The following is a 16,615-nucleotide window of genomic DNA, read 5'->3' on the forward strand; positions in this document are numbered from 1 at the left end:
GTTAGTTCTTAAAATCGTCCAAACTCCAGGTATCCTTCCAATGTATCTCTATGTCATCACCCTTAAACTCGATGGGCAGCCATAGGTAGCGGCCGTCAATGGCGTTTTTAGGCGTCCATTTATCGGCCATAAAAATGTAAGCGTCTTTTTTACCGGCCACGGGCAACACATACGTGCTTTGACCACCAAAAGTGATCTGTGCCCCCTCGCCTTTGCAGGGATTGCCATGATAAGTCCACGGCCCCCAGATAGATGGCGCCGAGAACCAGCGCGCAGGATTGGGATTCCAGCCGGTAGTGCCGGAGCCAATCATATAATAAATACCATTACGTTTAAAAATGGCTGGCGCCTCGGTTGAGTGGCCTGCGTATACACGGGTGAATTTACCGGTATGCCCGGTATAATCATCCGTCAGCTCGGCTATATCGAGAGTTGCGTTTTCTTCAGCTGAAAAAATGTGGTAGGCTTTGCCGTCATCATCTACAAACACGTTCATATCGCGGGCCATTTGTCCGCCGGGCAGGTCGCGGCAAAAGTAGCCTTCGGCCTTGGTTTTAGGGTGATCGCAGTTTACCTTGTCGCTATCCGCTGTCCCCACCGGGTAAACAGGCACTTTGCCCGGATTAGGCCGATAGCTTCTGACGAAAGTATAAGGACCAGCCACCCTATCGGCGGTAGCCACCCCGGCACGGGCCGCCTTGTAGCCTTGTCTGCGCAGCTCCAGATGGAACCACATTACATATTTTTTTGTCTTTTTATTATAAACTACCTTGGGGCGCTCCAGAATACAGCCTTTGGCAATATCGTTGGTTGAATCTGCCGAAACAGTCAGCGCAATGCCTTCGTCTTTCCAGTTATATAAGTCTTTAGACGAGTAGCAGTGTACGCCAACCATGGCCAGGTTACCAGCTCCGCCCTCAATTTTGTGCTCGCCATACCAGTAGTAAGTTCCTTTTTGATACAGCATACCACCGCCGTGTGCATTGATGTGCACGCCCTTATTGTCTGGCCAGAGCTGCCCCGGGTGAAATGCTTTTTCTTGTGCCCAACTGCTTAAACTACAGCCCGCCAGCAATACCACGCCGACAAGCTTCTGTAGCTTTTGTTGTATAGTTACTCTCATTCGGTTATAATGTTTTCTCTTGGGTTGATGATGATTAACATGCAAGTTAATTTAAAGTGGCAGCTTTACAAGCTGCCACTTTAAACGCTATTAATTATAACCTGGGTTTTGTTCTAAAACTGCGTCTTTATTTAATTGAATTTCGCTTAGTGGTATAGGCAGTAACAAATTTGTTTTGGTTAAACCGCTGATAGGCTTGGCGGCATCATTGGCATTTAACCTCGTAGCACGATCAACCAAGGTACCGGTACGCATCAGGGTCATCCTGCGGTTTTCTTCGCCAATCAACTCACGGGCACGCTCATCCAAAATAAAATCAAGCGTCATTTGAGATGCGGTTACCTGGGCAGCGCCGGCACGGGTGCGCAAAACATTGATAGTTGCAGCAGCTGCGGCTGTTTTACCTTGCTGCACTTGCGCTTCGGCCAATAGCAGGTAAGTTTCGCCCAATCGCATCAGGATAAAGTCTTTGATCATGGCATAACCGAAGGTGTCATTCGGGTCAAACTGGCCCCATTTGGTGATGTAAGGACAGGTTTTGAATAGCGTATCGGCATTATTATAAGGCACAGGTTTGCCCAGCAGCGCCGGATAAGCCGGATCATTATAAACAAAACGACGGCGCAGGTTATAGCCTGAATTACGGATATCGCCTTTACCATACAGGCCATAAATTACCCAATTACTGATACGCATACGGGCAATGCTACGGCCACCCAATGAATCGGCCAGGGCCAAACCTGCAATATTGTAATAGGCAGCGCCCCAGATGCGGCGTTGCTGCGCATTATCGGTATTACCACCGGCAAGCGTAGTTGGATTTTCCTGTTCCAGTGTCCAGATCACCTCAGGGTTGTTTTGAGAACGACGTTGGTTGCCGTATTTAAAAATATCAGAATAATAATCGCCCGGTAAACTGGCCGCACTGCCAAACCTTGCTGATACTAAACTGAATTTCCCGCTGCTGATAATAGCCTGAGCGGTAGTTTCGGCCAGGTCATTTTGACCGGTACGCAGGTAAACTTCGGCAAGCAGCTGATAAGCCATCCACTTGTTGGCACGGCTGGCCGGCAAACCGGTAGTTGGGTTAGTTTTAGCACCCACACCACCTACATCAGGCAGGTTGGCACATGCGTAAGTTAAATCTGCAATAATCTGCGCGTTTACATCTGTCAACGAGGCTCTGGTATAGTCGGTTTTTGGAGCGGTAAGTGAGTGGACTACCAGCGGAACCCGACCATAAAGTGTAGCCAGTGTATTGTAGCCATACGCTCTGAAAAAACGAGCCTCGGCGTCAATGCGGTTACGGCCTTTTGTTACGCCTTTTACGTTTTGACCTTCAATCTGATCTATAACGTTGTTGGCGTTGTTAATCAGTGTATAGAACTTGCCCCAGGTGTAAGAAGCACCTGCGTCAGAACTGGTTAAAGTGGCATAGTTATAATAAGGCACCTCGATGCCCTCCTGGTTAGCGGTTGAGTTGGCTACATCGGTGCCCACCTGCCAAAGGCAATGGTATCCCTGACGACCAGAATAGGTTAACCAGGTACTATGCTGATTATATAAGCCTACCAGAGCCGCTTCAAAACCCAGCGAGTCTGTTAGTGTGATAGGCGCGTATGCAGAATAAGGTGTCTCCGCCAAAAAATTCTTTTTGCAGGAACTAATCAGGGTACCCAGCATTACCGCCAGGGCTGAATAGATGATGGTATATCTTTTCATAATTATTGTCCTTGATTTACTTTAAAGAGATGTTAACACCGAAAACAATGGTTCTGGTGAGCGGATAGTTATTGTCTGAGTTATTGCTAAAGTTGCTGTCGTTAGCAGTGCCGCCGCCGCCGCTGCCACGGGTATACAATGTTACCTCCGGATCGGTGCCTATCCATTTGGTATAGGTGTGGAGATTACGGCCGCTGGCAAACACGGTTAAGCCGCCCAAATGCAACTTATCTAAATAACGCTGAGGGAAAGTATAACTTAAAGTAACGTCTTTAATACGGGTGTAGCTGGCATCCTGCTCATAGCCATAAGGGTGATTGGTATTGGTATATGACAGCGAGTTAAAGAAATTCTCGCCGTTGGTAGGCGTCCAATAACCGATGGCAGCCGGGGTGTTTGCCCTGCCCTGTGCTTCGATGGTGTTCAGGTCTGTGTTGTAGCGCATCTGGCCCTGTGCAGTCTGAATAAATACACTTAACGAGATGTTTTTATAATGGAAGGTGTTGGTAAACCCACCTGTCCATTTTGGTGTGGTTTGGCCCTGAATTACTTTGTCATCTGCAGTGATCTTGCCATCACCATTAGTATCCTGGAATTTGATGTCGCCCGGCTTAGCAGTAGGGTCAGACTTTGATACGTCTTCGCCGGTTTGCCAGATACCAATCTTTTTGTAATCATAAATAACGCTGATAGGCTGACCAATAAACCAGCCGTTGCCTATATCGCTTTGCTGATTTCCGTACAAGTCAATAATCTTGTTTTTTACGGTAGAGAACACGATGGTTGATTCCCAGCGGAAATCTTTGCTATCAATGTTTTTGGTATTTAAGGTAATATCTAAACCTTTGTTGCTGATCTTGCCAATGTTATCCAATACGTTTACGTAACCAGATGCCGCCGGCAAAGCGCGATTTAATAACAAACCGGTAGTGCGTGCATTGTAGTAATCAATAGATCCGTTGATGCGATTGTGCAGTATGCCAAAGTCAAGACCTACGTTTACCCCTGTCTTGGTTTCCCAGTGCAGGTTACTGTTACCCAACTGGGTACCTGCTAAAGCACCTGTGTATACGGCACCTTCAAACGGATACCTAACAGCATTGTCTACACCAATGGTTTGATAAACACCAACGGCCTCGTTACCGGTACGACCATATGATGCGCGTAGTTTCAGGTTATCAATCAGGTGCACATCTTGCATAAACTTCTCGTTACTGATGTTCCAGCCGAAGCCACCTACAGGGAACCAACCATACTTATCAGTATTACCACCGAATACAGATGAACCATCACGACGAACGGTAAAGTTCAGCAGGTATCTGCTATCGTAAGAATAGTTTAAACGGCCCATCTGTGAACGCAAAGCTCTGTGGCTTGCATATGAAGATACCGATGGCGTTGTACCCGCACCCAGATTGTAAAACGTAATTACATCATTAACAAAACCTGATGATGACGCACCTGATGACAGGTAAGATGATTCCTGCTGACTGTACAAACCGGTAAAATCAATATGGTGCTTACCAAAGTTGCGGTTATAGGTCAACAAGTTTTCTAAAGTGTAGGTATTGGTTTCTGTGTTGTTGGCATAGCCGTTACCAACCAGGTTGTTGGCCGCACGACCGGTATAGCCATCATTACGGGTAGGTACAAAGTTGTAACCTGCATTCAGTCTGTATTTTAGGCCTTGCAGCACGCCTCCCAATTTAACTTCAGCAAAGCCATTGCCGCCTAAGTTTACCGAACGACGCAGCGCCGTTGTGGTTAAGCCCAGCAATGGGTTAGTATATAACTGCTCTGGCGCCATCGGGTAAATGCGGTAAGTGCCATCTGCATTATATTCCTGACCATAAGGACTCATGGCCTGGGCGAACACCAGGTTTGCACGGCCACCATCGTAATTGTTATTTGCGTAGTAAATATTAGAACCCAGGGTAAGGAAATCTGTTGCATTTACATCCAGGTTTGAGCGTACGGTAATACGTTTGTACTGATAACCTTTAACTACACCTTTCTGATCCAGATAATCGCCAGACAGGTAGTATTTTACGTTCTCTGAACCACCAGATACGCTCAGGTTATGATCCTGATAAGCACCTTGTTGGGTTACTTCTTTCAGCCAATCAGTTTGGATACCTGCATTGTAATTGGTTAACTCAATATTGTTAGGTACAACGTTGGTATTTTTAGGATCGTTCTGCGCCAGGTAATCTTTGTATTTCTGCGCGTACTCTGCGCCATCACGCGGGCGTAAAATGTGGGCAATGTTATCATAACCAACCGAACCTGAATAACGCAGCACAGGTTTGCCGGTTACACCGTGCTTAGTGGTAACCAAAATTACACCGTTAGCACCGTTGGTACCATAGATGGCTACTGCCGATGGATCTTTCAGTACCTCTACAGAAGCGATGTCATTAGGGTTGATATCATTTAAAGAACCGCCTGTTTTGCTAAGCGGAATACCATCTACAACCACATAAGGGTCTGACGATGCTGAGATAGAGTTACGGCCGCGGACAGAAGCACTTGGCTGCGTACCCGGAATACCAGATGGTGTACTAATGGTTAAGCCGGCCACGGTTCCTTCAACTGCCTGCAACACGTTAGTGGTTGGCAATTCAGATAACCGCGCTTTAGGTACCGATGTAACCGAACCTACCACATCTGCGCGTCTTTGCGTACCATAACCAACAACAACTACCTCGTTAAGATTTTTGCCGTTGTCTTTTAGCACTACAGTCACGTTGGTTTTGCCGGAGCTTACACTCACGGTTTGCGTGGCCATGCCCACAAAGCTGATGTTTAGTGTACTTGCTGATTCAAGCTTGATGCTAAACGCGCCGTTCACATCTGTGGTTACCCCTTTGTTTTGTCCCGATATTTGTACCGAAGCACCGGGCAGAGGCTGATTTTTTTCATCCACAACCTTGCCTTTTACAGTGAAGCTGGCTTGGGCAAATGTTAATTGGGATGAGGACAATAAGAAGAATACCGCTATAGCTAATAGTCTTCCAAATGAATGAGTAAAATTCATTCTCATAAATGATTGTTTTCTTTTGGTTTATAATTTGGTTTGTGGTTTGGGCGCGCAGCACCAATGGAACGATGCTACGCAAATAGCATCACTTCGTTTTTCTCATAACTAATAAGTGGTTTATAACTTGGTTTATGAAAGCTAAGTAAGGGTATTTTCGGGCCGGGCGGAGGGGGCAATCTGGTATATTATAGGGGGCAAATCTGTTAAATCATGCTAAAAAGCAGCTTTTTGGAGCACTCCCCCATCTTGCTTGCTGGTAAAGCAAAAAACAAACCCAGAAATTTGACCTTGTTTCCACGTCAAAATCCTGAGTTGCCAATAAGTTTAAAATGATTTTTTACACTGATGCCGGCATCATCTGGTAATATCTACCCTGTACCAGCTATTAAATGCAGCGCGGTGTTTTCTGATAAACTCCGAAGGGTTTAAACCAAACTGCTTTTTGAAATGCTCTCTGAAGTATTTCATATCGCCGAAACCTGTTTTAATGGCTGCCTCGTTCACGTTGCAATTGGTATTAATCATAATTTCTGCCGCTTTCCGCAAGCGCACAAATCTTACCAGAGCATTAACCGACTGGCCGCTGGCTGCCTTTACTTTTTTAAACAGGCTGGAGTAACTCATTCCCAGATCATCGGCAATCTTTTCTACGTCAAAATTGGGGTCGGCCAAATAGTTTTCTATAATGCCGATGCACTTGTACAGAAACTCTTTGTGAACATCTGAGATGCTCTTCGCATTGGTTTTAAGCGTTACCTCATTAAAAAAGTAGTTCTGCAGTTGTTTCCGGTCTTTCAGAATCCCTTTCACCCGGGCAACCAGCAAGTCCTTTTCAAACGGCTTGCTCACAAAGTCGACTGCGCCCACAGTAATGCCTTCTAACTTGGTTTCAGGATTTGAATCACCGCTGAGCAGCACTACCGGGATATGGCTAAGGGACTGGTCTTGCTTAATTTCTTTACACAAATCAATACCAGAGAGCTCGCCCATCACAATATCGCTGATCACCAGGTCGGGGATATATTTTCTGATTAGTTCCAGACCTTCTTCTGCGCTTGGCGCTTCATAGATCTTAAATTCTGCTTTAAAAATACTCTTGATGTAATTGCGGATCTCGGCATTATCGTCAATTAAAAGTATTGACTGCCTGTCAGAAATCAGGAGTTCTAAATTGCTGGGCTGCTCATCGGTTTCTGTACTCTCGGCGGTATCGTCCATGCGCAGTTCATTGAGCAGCTTTTCCGCACCCTCAGCCTCCTCACTAAACAATTCAGGCGATTTTGGCAGCGATAGCGTAAAGGTAGCCCCGCCATCAGCATTAGTTTTATATGCCACCGTGCCGTTATGCAGCTCTACAAAGCTTTTTACCAGGTAAAGCCCAATACCGAAGCCTGATTTTATGGAGTTGTTATCCTTGATCTGATAAAACTTATCGAATATTTTGTCCACCGTTTTTTCGGAGATACCGTGACCGGTATCGGCTATTTCAACTAAGACGGATTGATCCGTATCGTGCAGGTTTACGGTTATGCGCCCTTCCTGTGGTGTAAATTTCACGGCGTTAGAGATCAGGTTAAAAAGGGCAATTTCCAGCTTTTCCCGGTCGCCATTAATGTAAGCAGGCGTAGACAAACCGTTAAATACATAGTTAATGTGCCTTGATTTAGCCTGATAGCCGAAGCAAAGAAAAACGTCATGACAAATGGCATTAAAATCAAGCTTGGAAAGGTTAAGTTGCTCATTCTCTGTTTGCACCTTTCTAAACAACAGCAAATGATCCACCAATCCCAGCAATCGCCGGGCATTACGATAGGCTATATTCAGCTCGCCATTATCACGGTTTTCTGTACGATTAAGCATATCCTTGATCGGGTTGATGATTAAAGTGAGCGGTGCCCGAAACTCGTGACTTACATTGGTAAAAAAGGCCAGCTTCTTCTCGTTCATTTCCTTCTCCCGCTCCACCTCCAGGTTAGCCAGCTCTACTTCAAACTTCAATTTGGCTTGCCTGATGCGGTAGCGCCACAGCACGTATACAATGGTGAATATGGCCGCCGCATAAAGTAAATAGGCATACCACGTGCGATACCACGGCGGCAAAACAATTACCTTTAATGATAAGGTAGATGGTTCCCATGTGCCGTTTATGTTGGTGGCTTTTACTTTAAAATAGTAGGTACCCTCGTTCAATCGGGTGTAATAGGCCGTTTTTGCATGGCCAACGTAGTTCCAGCCGTGGTCCCAGTTTTCTAAATAGTATGCATATTGTGTTTTTTCAGGGAATGAATATTCTATGGCTGTGTAATCTATAGCAAGCGTTGCCTGATCATAAGCAACCTCTATAGATTTTAGATCAGGCAGGGCCACGTTATTGGTGTAGCTTTTATCGCCCTCAATGTTCTGATTATTGATGCGCAGCCCATCCAAAAGCAACCTGGACCGATGGCTGGCCATTTTAATGCTATCAGGATAAAAAATATTAAATCCTTTAATACCGCCAAAAGCAATCTCCCCCGATTTTAATAACAAACCGGCATTAAAGCTAAACTGGTTACTTTGCAGCCCATCGGCAGCGGTATAATTGGTAAATTTCTTTTGCAGTACATCATATTTGGTAACGCCATTGTAAGTGCTGCCCCATAAATTCCCGCGCCGGTCTATAATTAAATTCAGAATGGAGTTGCTGGGCAAACCATCTTTTTCTGTATACCGGGTCAGTTTCTCCGTGGCCAGATTTACGGCAATCAGGCCGCCGCCCTCGGTACCTATCCATAATTGGTTATCACGCCCTTCAACAATGGTTCTTACGGCGCTTTGCGTGTTAAAATATTTAAACTTCTTAGTGCGGGGATCAATTTTGATCAGATGCGAATAATCGCCCGCCCAGAGGTAACCACTATGATCTTCTGCAATGGCATGCACGTTGCTGATCTTGCTATCAAAAGGCTCAAAACGGTTTTGCTGCTCATTAAACACATATAAAAGCCCCCCGCTGGTTGATCCGGCCCACAAACGCTGCTGTTTATCAATATAGAGTTTCCAAAGATTATTATCCTCTGAGTTATTAACCGGGTTACTGCAAACATAATGCGTAAAATGGCCTGTAGCTTTATCGTACCTGTCAATCCCGCCGTTATACATGCCTATCCAGATGCGGTTTTTCTGATCTCTGACCAGGCTGGTCACAAAATTGCTGGACAAAGAATTAGGCCCGTCAGATCGCGTATAATTGACATATTTATTCTGTTTCCTGTTCCAAAAACTCAATCCGCCACCATCTGTGCCTATCCAAAGGTTACCATTTTCGTCCTCACAGAATGAGATGATGAAATTACTGATGAGACTGCCAGGATCAAGCGGATTTCGGGCTATGGTTTTAAACTGATTTCTGATATCATCAAATATGTTTACCCCTCCGCGCAGCGTAGCAATAAAAACACGCTCATGCTGATCTGGGAACAACATACTCACGGCATTACTTTTTAACGATCTCGGTGCGTTGCTCTCATTCATCACCAGCTGGATTTTATGCGTTACCGTATCCAGCACATTAACCCCACCACCATCAGTAGCCACCCAAAGCTGCCCTTTAACAAAAGCCAGATCGGTGATATTTTTGCTGCTTAACTTCCCATCAATATTGAGCGGAGAAAGACGTTTAGGATTTGTCTGAAACTTATAAAGCCCGTTTTCACACCCAATCAACAGGGTATTGGTATTTACAATGAGCATGCGATAGGCCGTACGCAAACCGGCATCAATTAAATGAAGTTTGGTTTGAGCTTTATCAAACTTGCACAAGCCAATGTTCTTTATAAACACCCAGGCACCGTTATCAGGAGATGCGGTTACAGCCTGCACAGAGAAATCGATAGCGCCGCCTGCAAACTTTGCCTGCGTGGCTATATCCTTTTTTATATCGTAGATAAACAGCCCGTTATTTTCTGTGCCGATGTATATGATACCGTCTGACCCTGCGGTAAGGGTTGAGATATTTTTAACCAGCTTCAGGGATGGCCCGTTGGATTGGGTTTTATACCGGATTGGGTAAAAGCGTGACGTATGGTAATCATAAAACATTACCCCCTTTTGTGTGCCCACAAATATTTTATCGCCGCAGGCAATGATCTTGTTAATGTGGTTGCTGTTGATTGATGAAGAATCGTTCCACACATTTCTGAAGGTTTTGATCAAGCTTCCATCAAAGCGGTTCAAACCATCATAGGTGCCAATCCATATATAACCATAAGCATCTTTACAAATACTGGTTACAGAATTGTTTGACAAGCCCTGATCAATGCCCAGGTACTTTATTTTTTGAAATGACTGTGCAGCTAAAAACGTACAATTAAGAAAAGTAAAACAGATCAGTAATGCTATTCTTTTATTTCTTCTCATCCTTGGTTTGGCAAAATCAATCAGCAATCACACGCAATCCGCGCTACAATCCTGTCAAGGATTGATGCAGATCATTTAAACTAATTTCGGGAAAGCTTGATAACTTGGTTCAGCACTAAGATAGAAAACAACTGTAAAAGCAACATTTTTTATTTTAAAATTAAATGGCGCACTAGGATTTGACTATTGAAGCAGAGCCAAACGGTTGTTATATCTTTTTGATGTTGTTACTTTTGAGGCAAAGCATACACCCGTGTTAACAGCAATCATCTTTATTCTTTCCTTATTTAGTAATTCCCCTAAGGCAACTGTCAACTCTGCTTTGTTAGCCCCTGTTTATACAAAAGCAGCCGCCATTACGCTAAATGGAGCACATGATATTACCATCAGCGGTAAATCTATTGTTGGGGGCAATGTACCCTGCATCACGCTTCAAAACTGTTATAACGTCCATATTACCGGCAATAAATTATCAAATGCTAAAGCGGTAGGCGTTTACCTATATAACTGTAAAAACATTACGGTAGACCATAACTATATCACCAACGTAAGTTCTGGTGTTTATGCAGATCAATCGGTTACGGGTGGGATAGTAGTAACCTATAACGAGTTTTATAACATGCAAGGGCCCTTCCCCCGCGGGCAATTTGTGCAGTTTAATAATGTTAACGGCAAAGGCAATGCCATCAGCTTTAATGTGGGCGAAAACATTTTAGGTAAAAGCTATGCTGAAGATGCAATTAGCCTATACGAAAGCAATGGCACGGCCGATAGTCCTATCCTTATCAATGGCAACCGCATCCGTGGCGGAGGCCCAAGCCCAAGCGGCGGCGGCATTATGCTGGGCGATAACGGTGGCTCGTACCAGTTGGCTACCAATAACACACTGGTTAATCCGGGACAATACGGTATGGCTATTGCCGGGGGCGATCATAATAGCATTGTTAATAATACCATTTTTGGCGCCCAACAGTCTTTCACCAATGTTGGTATTTACGTAAGTAATACGGGTAAAAACACCGTGAGCAATGCACGGGTAAGCGGTAACCAAGTATGCTTTTATAACAAGGTGAATTACCAAAACAATTGTTGGCTGGCTCCCGGTACAGCAAAACCCGATGGCTGGGATGATACCAACCAATGGGGGACCAAATTGGATGCGTCTATACTGCCAGCTACATTATTTTAGGCTTCAAAGCGCCGCTATTCCAAATAGAGGGGCAAAAACCAGGGAGCACTATAGCTGTGCCGCAACCGCCACATTGAGTATTGACAACCTTTCTCAAAATGCTTAACTTGCGTTCTGCACCGCATGAAAGAGCACCGCATCTTCCGTTTAGTTATTGTTGCTATTGCACTCATATTTGCCTTTGCCAGGGCGGGGCAATACTTTTTTGCGTTTGCGGCCGATCAAACCGTTAGCGTTACCACCTCAATAACCGCGCAATACCAGCATGACGATGCCGGGCACGATGTAGTGCTCAGGCACATGGGCAAAGCGGTAGAAGATCGTTTCGCATCGGTGCAACTGCCGGCTATACTTTTTGCCGGCCTGGCATTTTGCTACCTGCTGGCAGCTGCATTTAGCGCTACGGTGCAGCAGTCATCTGCTTATTCGTTTAATCCTGCTCCACTCCCGTCCGGCCAGCGTCTGGCCCTGTACGGCGTTTTCCGGCTATGATCTTCCTGGTTCGTTCCCTTTAACTAACCGTTGTGCCACGCATAAACGGCCAATTTCTTATTCCATTATTTTTTTGAACAAATGAAGATCCATTTTAAAGTAACAGGACCAGCATTGGGCCTGCTGTTTGCTGCTGCAAGTGTTAGCGGCCAGTCTATAAACGAAGCGCAAAAAGCCATCCGTACCGAGCAATATCAGAAAGCCAAAGCCATCCTCAAAAACCTGATTACCGCTAAACCAACCGAAGAAAACCAATTTTATCTGGGCTGGACCTACCTGCTGGAAGATTACTCAGATTCGGCCAAAACCGTATTTGAGAAAGGCATTGCATTAGAACCCAAATCGGCATTAAACTACGCCGGACTGGGCGCTGTGGCCAAACTCAACAACAATACATCGGCCATGACTCAAAACTTTGATCAGGCTTTGGCATTGGCCGGCAAACATACCGACCCTTATATTTATGTGGCCCGGGCTGCATTGCTTAAACCCGCCGATGCTAACCTGGCACTGAGCGTTTTAGCCAAAGCCGAAAAATATGGCGCCAAAGATGCCGAGTACCAAATGGCCAAGGGTGAAGCCAATCATACCAAACTTGATAACAGCGCTGCCATCAGCAATTATACTGATGCGCAAACCATCGATCCTAAAGACCCTGGTATCGCCGTAGCCATTGGCGCCATCTGGAAACAGGCTTTTAACTTTGACGCGGCTGATCAGAAACTGAAAGAAGCCCTGGCACTTGACCCAAACTATGGCCCTGCCTACCGCGAACTGGCCGAGAATAACCTGCTATGGGCACGCCATGACATGAAAGTAGCGTCTGATAAGATTAAAGAAGGCACTGCCTACTATAAGAAATATCTGGACCTGACGGACCACTCGCCCGAATCGCAAATGCGTTATGCCGATTTCCTGCTGGAATCTGGCGACTATAAAACGCTGGAGCAAGTGGCTGCCGATCTGGCAAAATCTGCTAATACTAACCTGCGCATTTACCGCTACCTGGGCTACGCCGCTTATGAGAACGGCAATTACCAGCAAGGCCTTACCTCTATCAACAAATGGATTGGACAAGCTGATGTTAAACGTGTGATCCCTCGCGACTACCTGTACCTGGGTCGCCTGCAACTGAAAACCAATCAAGACTCATTGGGCATGCTAAACCTGAGCAAGGCCGCATCGCTCGATAGTACTTTTGCCGATGCCTGGTCTGAAATTGCGGGAGCCCTATATAGTAAACAGAAGTATGCTGCCGCGGGCGATGCTTATAATAATTACATCGAAAAATCGCACAAGGGTAAACTGAATGATTACTTCCGCGAAGGCATGAGCTATTACTACGGCTATAGCGATCAGTATTATAAAACCTTTGACGATAAAAATGCACCCAAACCAGACTCGTTATTACTCACCAAAGCCGATTCTGCTTTTAGCTATGTGCAGCAAAAAACCAGCGCCAAACCGGTGGCCGACGTGATATTGTACCGTGCCCGTGTAAAAGACCTGGAAGAACCAGATCGCAACAATATTAAAGCCATAGCCAAACCCTACTATGAGCAGTACATCTCGCTTAAATCAACCGCCACGGATGATCGTTCTAAAAAGAGTTTAGGCGAGGCTTATGCATACCTTGGTTCATACTACAGCCTGGTAGCTAAAGACGAAGCACAGGCGCAAGATAATTTCCAAAAAGCACTGGCCGCCAACCCGGATAATAAACAAGCCAAGGCCTACTTTGATAAGAAAAGTCCACAGGCTCCCAAAGGCAAATAATCCTGTTTTGTAAGTTTTATCAGGATTAGAACAGAAGGCCGGCTTAACTCAGGAAGCCGGCCTTTCTGTTGATCGGCAGGCCGATTAATGCTCTTTTATTAATCTGACTATTGTTTTTTACTTCCATCATTGTATTTTTAAACTACTAAACATCAACCAAATAACAACACTACAACGCTAAGCCATGCATCAGTTTACAAGCAGTAAGGGGGCATCGCCAATAACCAACGGCTATTCTTTTGAAAGAACAGTTTTGCTTACTGCAATGATTTTACTGGGCACAATTTGTGTAGTTAATTTGTTTGTGCTCGGGGCATATCTTTTCCACTCTGAGTTACCGCAAGGTTTGTTTGTATTTGCTGTTATTGCATCTCTTGCACTTCCCTTTTTATTTGTAAGTAAGCTAGGTTTTACCACAAGCGCTATCACCTTACCGGTAACAATCAGCGTGGGTGTGTTGTCGCTTTCCCTCCTGGCATCCTGGTTTTATTTTGATTTATCGTGGGACGGGCAGTGGTATCAGCAGGCGGCTGTTTATAATCTGGCCAAGGGCTGGAATCCCTTGTTTAATCCGCTGGTGACACCAGACCATACAGATAATACCTCCATTCTCCATTTCCCCAAAAGTACCTGGTATTTTGGCGCGGCTGTTTTACAGCTGTTCGGCACCGTAGAAATGGGTAAGGCATATAACTTTATTCTGCTCTTCGCGGCATTTGGCGTAGTTTATCCTTTCTGCCGTAGCTTAAACTTATCAAAAGGTCGTTCAACAATTTTCGCCTTACTGGTTTTATTTAATCCGGTTGTTTGGAGTGAAGTAACCACCTACCTGAATGATGGCGACTTGTATCTGCTACTGGTTATTTACCTCACGGCAATCATATTGTGGCTGGGTGAGGCAAAGCCTATATATCTTGTAATTGCCATAATGGCTATTTGCTGTCTGGTAAACACCAAATTTACCGGACTGGTATTCTTCCTCGTCTCTGCGTTATTTCTTTTTGTTTATGTGATCATCCGGCACAGGCAACGGGTAAAACCTTTTCTGCTCTCGCATCTTTTAGCGGGCATGCTGGCCATTGGTGTGTTTGGTTTTAATCCTTACATCACCAATACCATCCAGCGCGGGCATCCCCTGTATCCGTTAATGGGGACACAGGCTTACCCCAGCGTATTTGCCAGTGGCAAAGACTCAAACGAAGCCTATGAAACCCCACATAATATGCAAGGGCAAAGCCTGCCGGTCAGACTGTTTTATGCCAACTTCGGTCAGCCGGGTAATGCGCCCTATAACCATGAAAAATTTGCCATCCTGGTTAATCCTTTCAATACAAATACCGCACATTGGACCGCCTACCATTATCATGAAACCCGGGTAAGTGGTTTCGGCCCATATTTTGGTATTTCGTTAATACTGATGCTAATTGCGCTCCCGCTGGTGCTATGGGGCGAAAAGCGTTTCTGGTTACCTACCGTATTCTTTATGGCCGCATTGATCTGTTGTTTATCATTCAGCCAACATTTCTGGTGGCCACGCTTCTTCCCCATGCTATGGCTGGCACCATTGCTGCCCTTGCTGCTGAAATGGAACCGGGAAGCCACAAGCCAATCAAACCCCATCATAAGATTTGCTTTTGGATGGTTGCCTGCCGCGCTGCTCTGCCTTAACGGATTGATTGTAGCCACGGTGCACATGCAATGGGAAACCAATGCCTCCATCAGTTTACGACGTGATCTTCAGCAGCTTCAAAATGATAACAGACCGATCGAGATCCGTTACGGTTCGTTTAAACGGTCAATAGAAGAAAAGCTGAAGTATTGGGATATCCGGTTTAAACCCGTAAAATTAAAACGTAAAGATCCTACCGTGCACAAGCTGCCCAGTGTGGTAGAGGGTTATCCTAATCAGGTAATTTACCGCCAGGAGTAGCGGCCAGCAATCAACTACGTTTAAATTCCGTCGGGCTCATGCCCCGGTACTTCTTGAATATACGGTTAAGGTGACTTTTATCGGTAAAGCCAAACTCATCTGCTATTTCGTTAACCCGCATATTGGTGTTTTTCAAACGGTTTTCAATCAGCTTCAGCTTATAATTTAGGATGTATTGCTGTAGGCTCTCGTTGGTATGTTTTTTAAAATAGGCGCCCAGGTAGCTTTCGGCTATGCCAAAATGATCGCTGATGGCTTCGGCACGCAGCCTGTCGGGGTAATAAACGTTTGACTGAATGTAGTTTAAAATATCAATGGTTTTACCCTCGCTGGTTTCATCTACAGACTCCGGAAACGCTTGACTGATATTACGAGCAATAATAACCAGCAGCGTATTAACCAACTGCGCAATTAGCTCCTTGTGATAAAGATCATGGGCCTGATGCTCTCCGATCAGCATCTGCATCAGGTTGATGGTATACCCGCGGTCGGCCTCATTTCTGATAATGCAGCCGGGCTCATGCCGGGCATTTGTCAAAATCATCTCCAGCTTTTGCAACAACTCTTTTTCTTTAGGCGATGATTGCACAAAGACATTGTTAAACCTGATGAAAAAGAATTGAGACCGCTGTTGGATCTTAAAAAGATGCGCATCATTAGGCGCCAGCAAAAACAGATCACCTGGTTTGTAGCTCACCTCCGCCTCGTTAATGCACTGCGTGCCGGTGCCATCTACAATGTAAATCAGCTCAAAAAAAGTGTGCGTGTGTGTCCCTCTCGGACAAACGTCCAGGTACTCTTTTAAAACCAGCTCAAACGGCTCCCTAAGGTGGTCTTTTACCATATCGTAAAAGTACACCTTTATAGGGTAAAAGTACAACTCGCGGTGGGCAAACCCGGCGTAATTTTGCTTCGTCACTTTTAATAAACAACACATTTAACAGC

At 45.3% G+C, this 16,615-nt stretch carries 9 protein-coding genes; 4 read left to right on the forward strand and 5 right to left on the reverse strand.

Annotated features, from left to right (window positions below; translation table 11 throughout):
• Position 1 precedes the first annotated feature (1 nt).
• The 4 genes from ABZR88_RS13480 to ABZR88_RS13495 form a co-directional block, all read right to left on the reverse strand.
• Positions 2-1,123 (reverse strand): glycoside hydrolase family 43 protein, encoded by a 1,122-nt coding sequence (locus ABZR88_RS13480; protein WP_107826832.1) that lies wholly within the window; start codon positions 1,121-1,123, stop codon positions 2-4.
• Between the two features lie 90 nt (positions 1,124-1,213).
• Complete coding sequence (locus ABZR88_RS13485) at positions 1,214-2,845, reverse strand: RagB/SusD family nutrient uptake outer membrane protein (RefSeq protein WP_107826831.1); 1,632 nt, start codon at positions 2,843-2,845, stop codon at positions 1,214-1,216.
• A 16-nt stretch (positions 2,846-2,861) separates the two neighbouring features.
• A complete protein-coding gene (locus ABZR88_RS13490; protein ID WP_369434693.1) occupies positions 2,862-5,888 on the reverse strand; it encodes a SusC/RagA family TonB-linked outer membrane protein in 3,027 nt (1,008 codons plus the stop codon).
• Between the two features lie 351 nt (positions 5,889-6,239).
• Entirely contained in the window at positions 6,240-10,283 is a 4,044-nt protein-coding gene (locus ABZR88_RS13495; RefSeq protein ID WP_107826829.1) for a hybrid sensor histidine kinase/response regulator transcription factor, read from the reverse strand.
• Between the two features lie 322 nt (positions 10,284-10,605).
• Between ABZR88_RS13495 and ABZR88_RS13500 the strand changes: the two genes are divergently transcribed.
• The 4 genes from ABZR88_RS13500 (at position 10,606) to ABZR88_RS13515 (ending at position 15,670) form a co-directional block, all read left to right on the forward strand.
• On the forward strand, positions 10,606-11,472 hold the full coding sequence (locus tag ABZR88_RS13500) for a right-handed parallel beta-helix repeat-containing protein (RefSeq protein ID WP_170113525.1): 867 nt from the start codon (positions 10,606-10,608) through the stop codon (positions 11,470-11,472).
• A 123-nt stretch (positions 11,473-11,595) separates the two neighbouring features.
• Positions 11,596-11,964 carry a hypothetical protein gene (locus ABZR88_RS13505; RefSeq protein ID WP_107826827.1) on the forward strand — a complete coding sequence of 123 codons (369 nt, stop codon included), beginning with the start codon at positions 11,596-11,598 and terminating at the stop codon, positions 11,962-11,964.
• Positions 11,965-12,045: 81 nt separating this feature from the next.
• On the forward strand, positions 12,046-13,740 hold the full coding sequence (locus ABZR88_RS13510) for a lipopolysaccharide assembly protein LapB (RefSeq protein ID WP_107826826.1): 1,695 nt from the start codon (positions 12,046-12,048) through the stop codon (positions 13,738-13,740).
• 184 nt (positions 13,741-13,924) lie between these two features.
• Entirely contained in the window at positions 13,925-15,670 is a 1,746-nt protein-coding gene (locus ABZR88_RS13515) for a hypothetical protein (RefSeq protein ID WP_146166459.1), read from the forward strand.
• Positions 15,671-15,680: 10 nt separating this feature from the next.
• Here ABZR88_RS13515 and ABZR88_RS13520 read toward each other — a convergent pair whose 3' ends face one another.
• A complete protein-coding gene (locus tag ABZR88_RS13520) occupies positions 15,681-16,589 on the reverse strand; it encodes an AraC family transcriptional regulator (protein WP_211309739.1) in 909 nt (302 codons plus the stop codon).
• Positions 16,590-16,615 lie beyond the last annotated feature (26 nt).

The sequence above is a fragment of the Mucilaginibacter yixingensis genome, assembly GCF_041080815.1.
Lineage (GTDB): Bacteria > Bacteroidota > Bacteroidia > Sphingobacteriales > Sphingobacteriaceae > Mucilaginibacter > Mucilaginibacter yixingensis.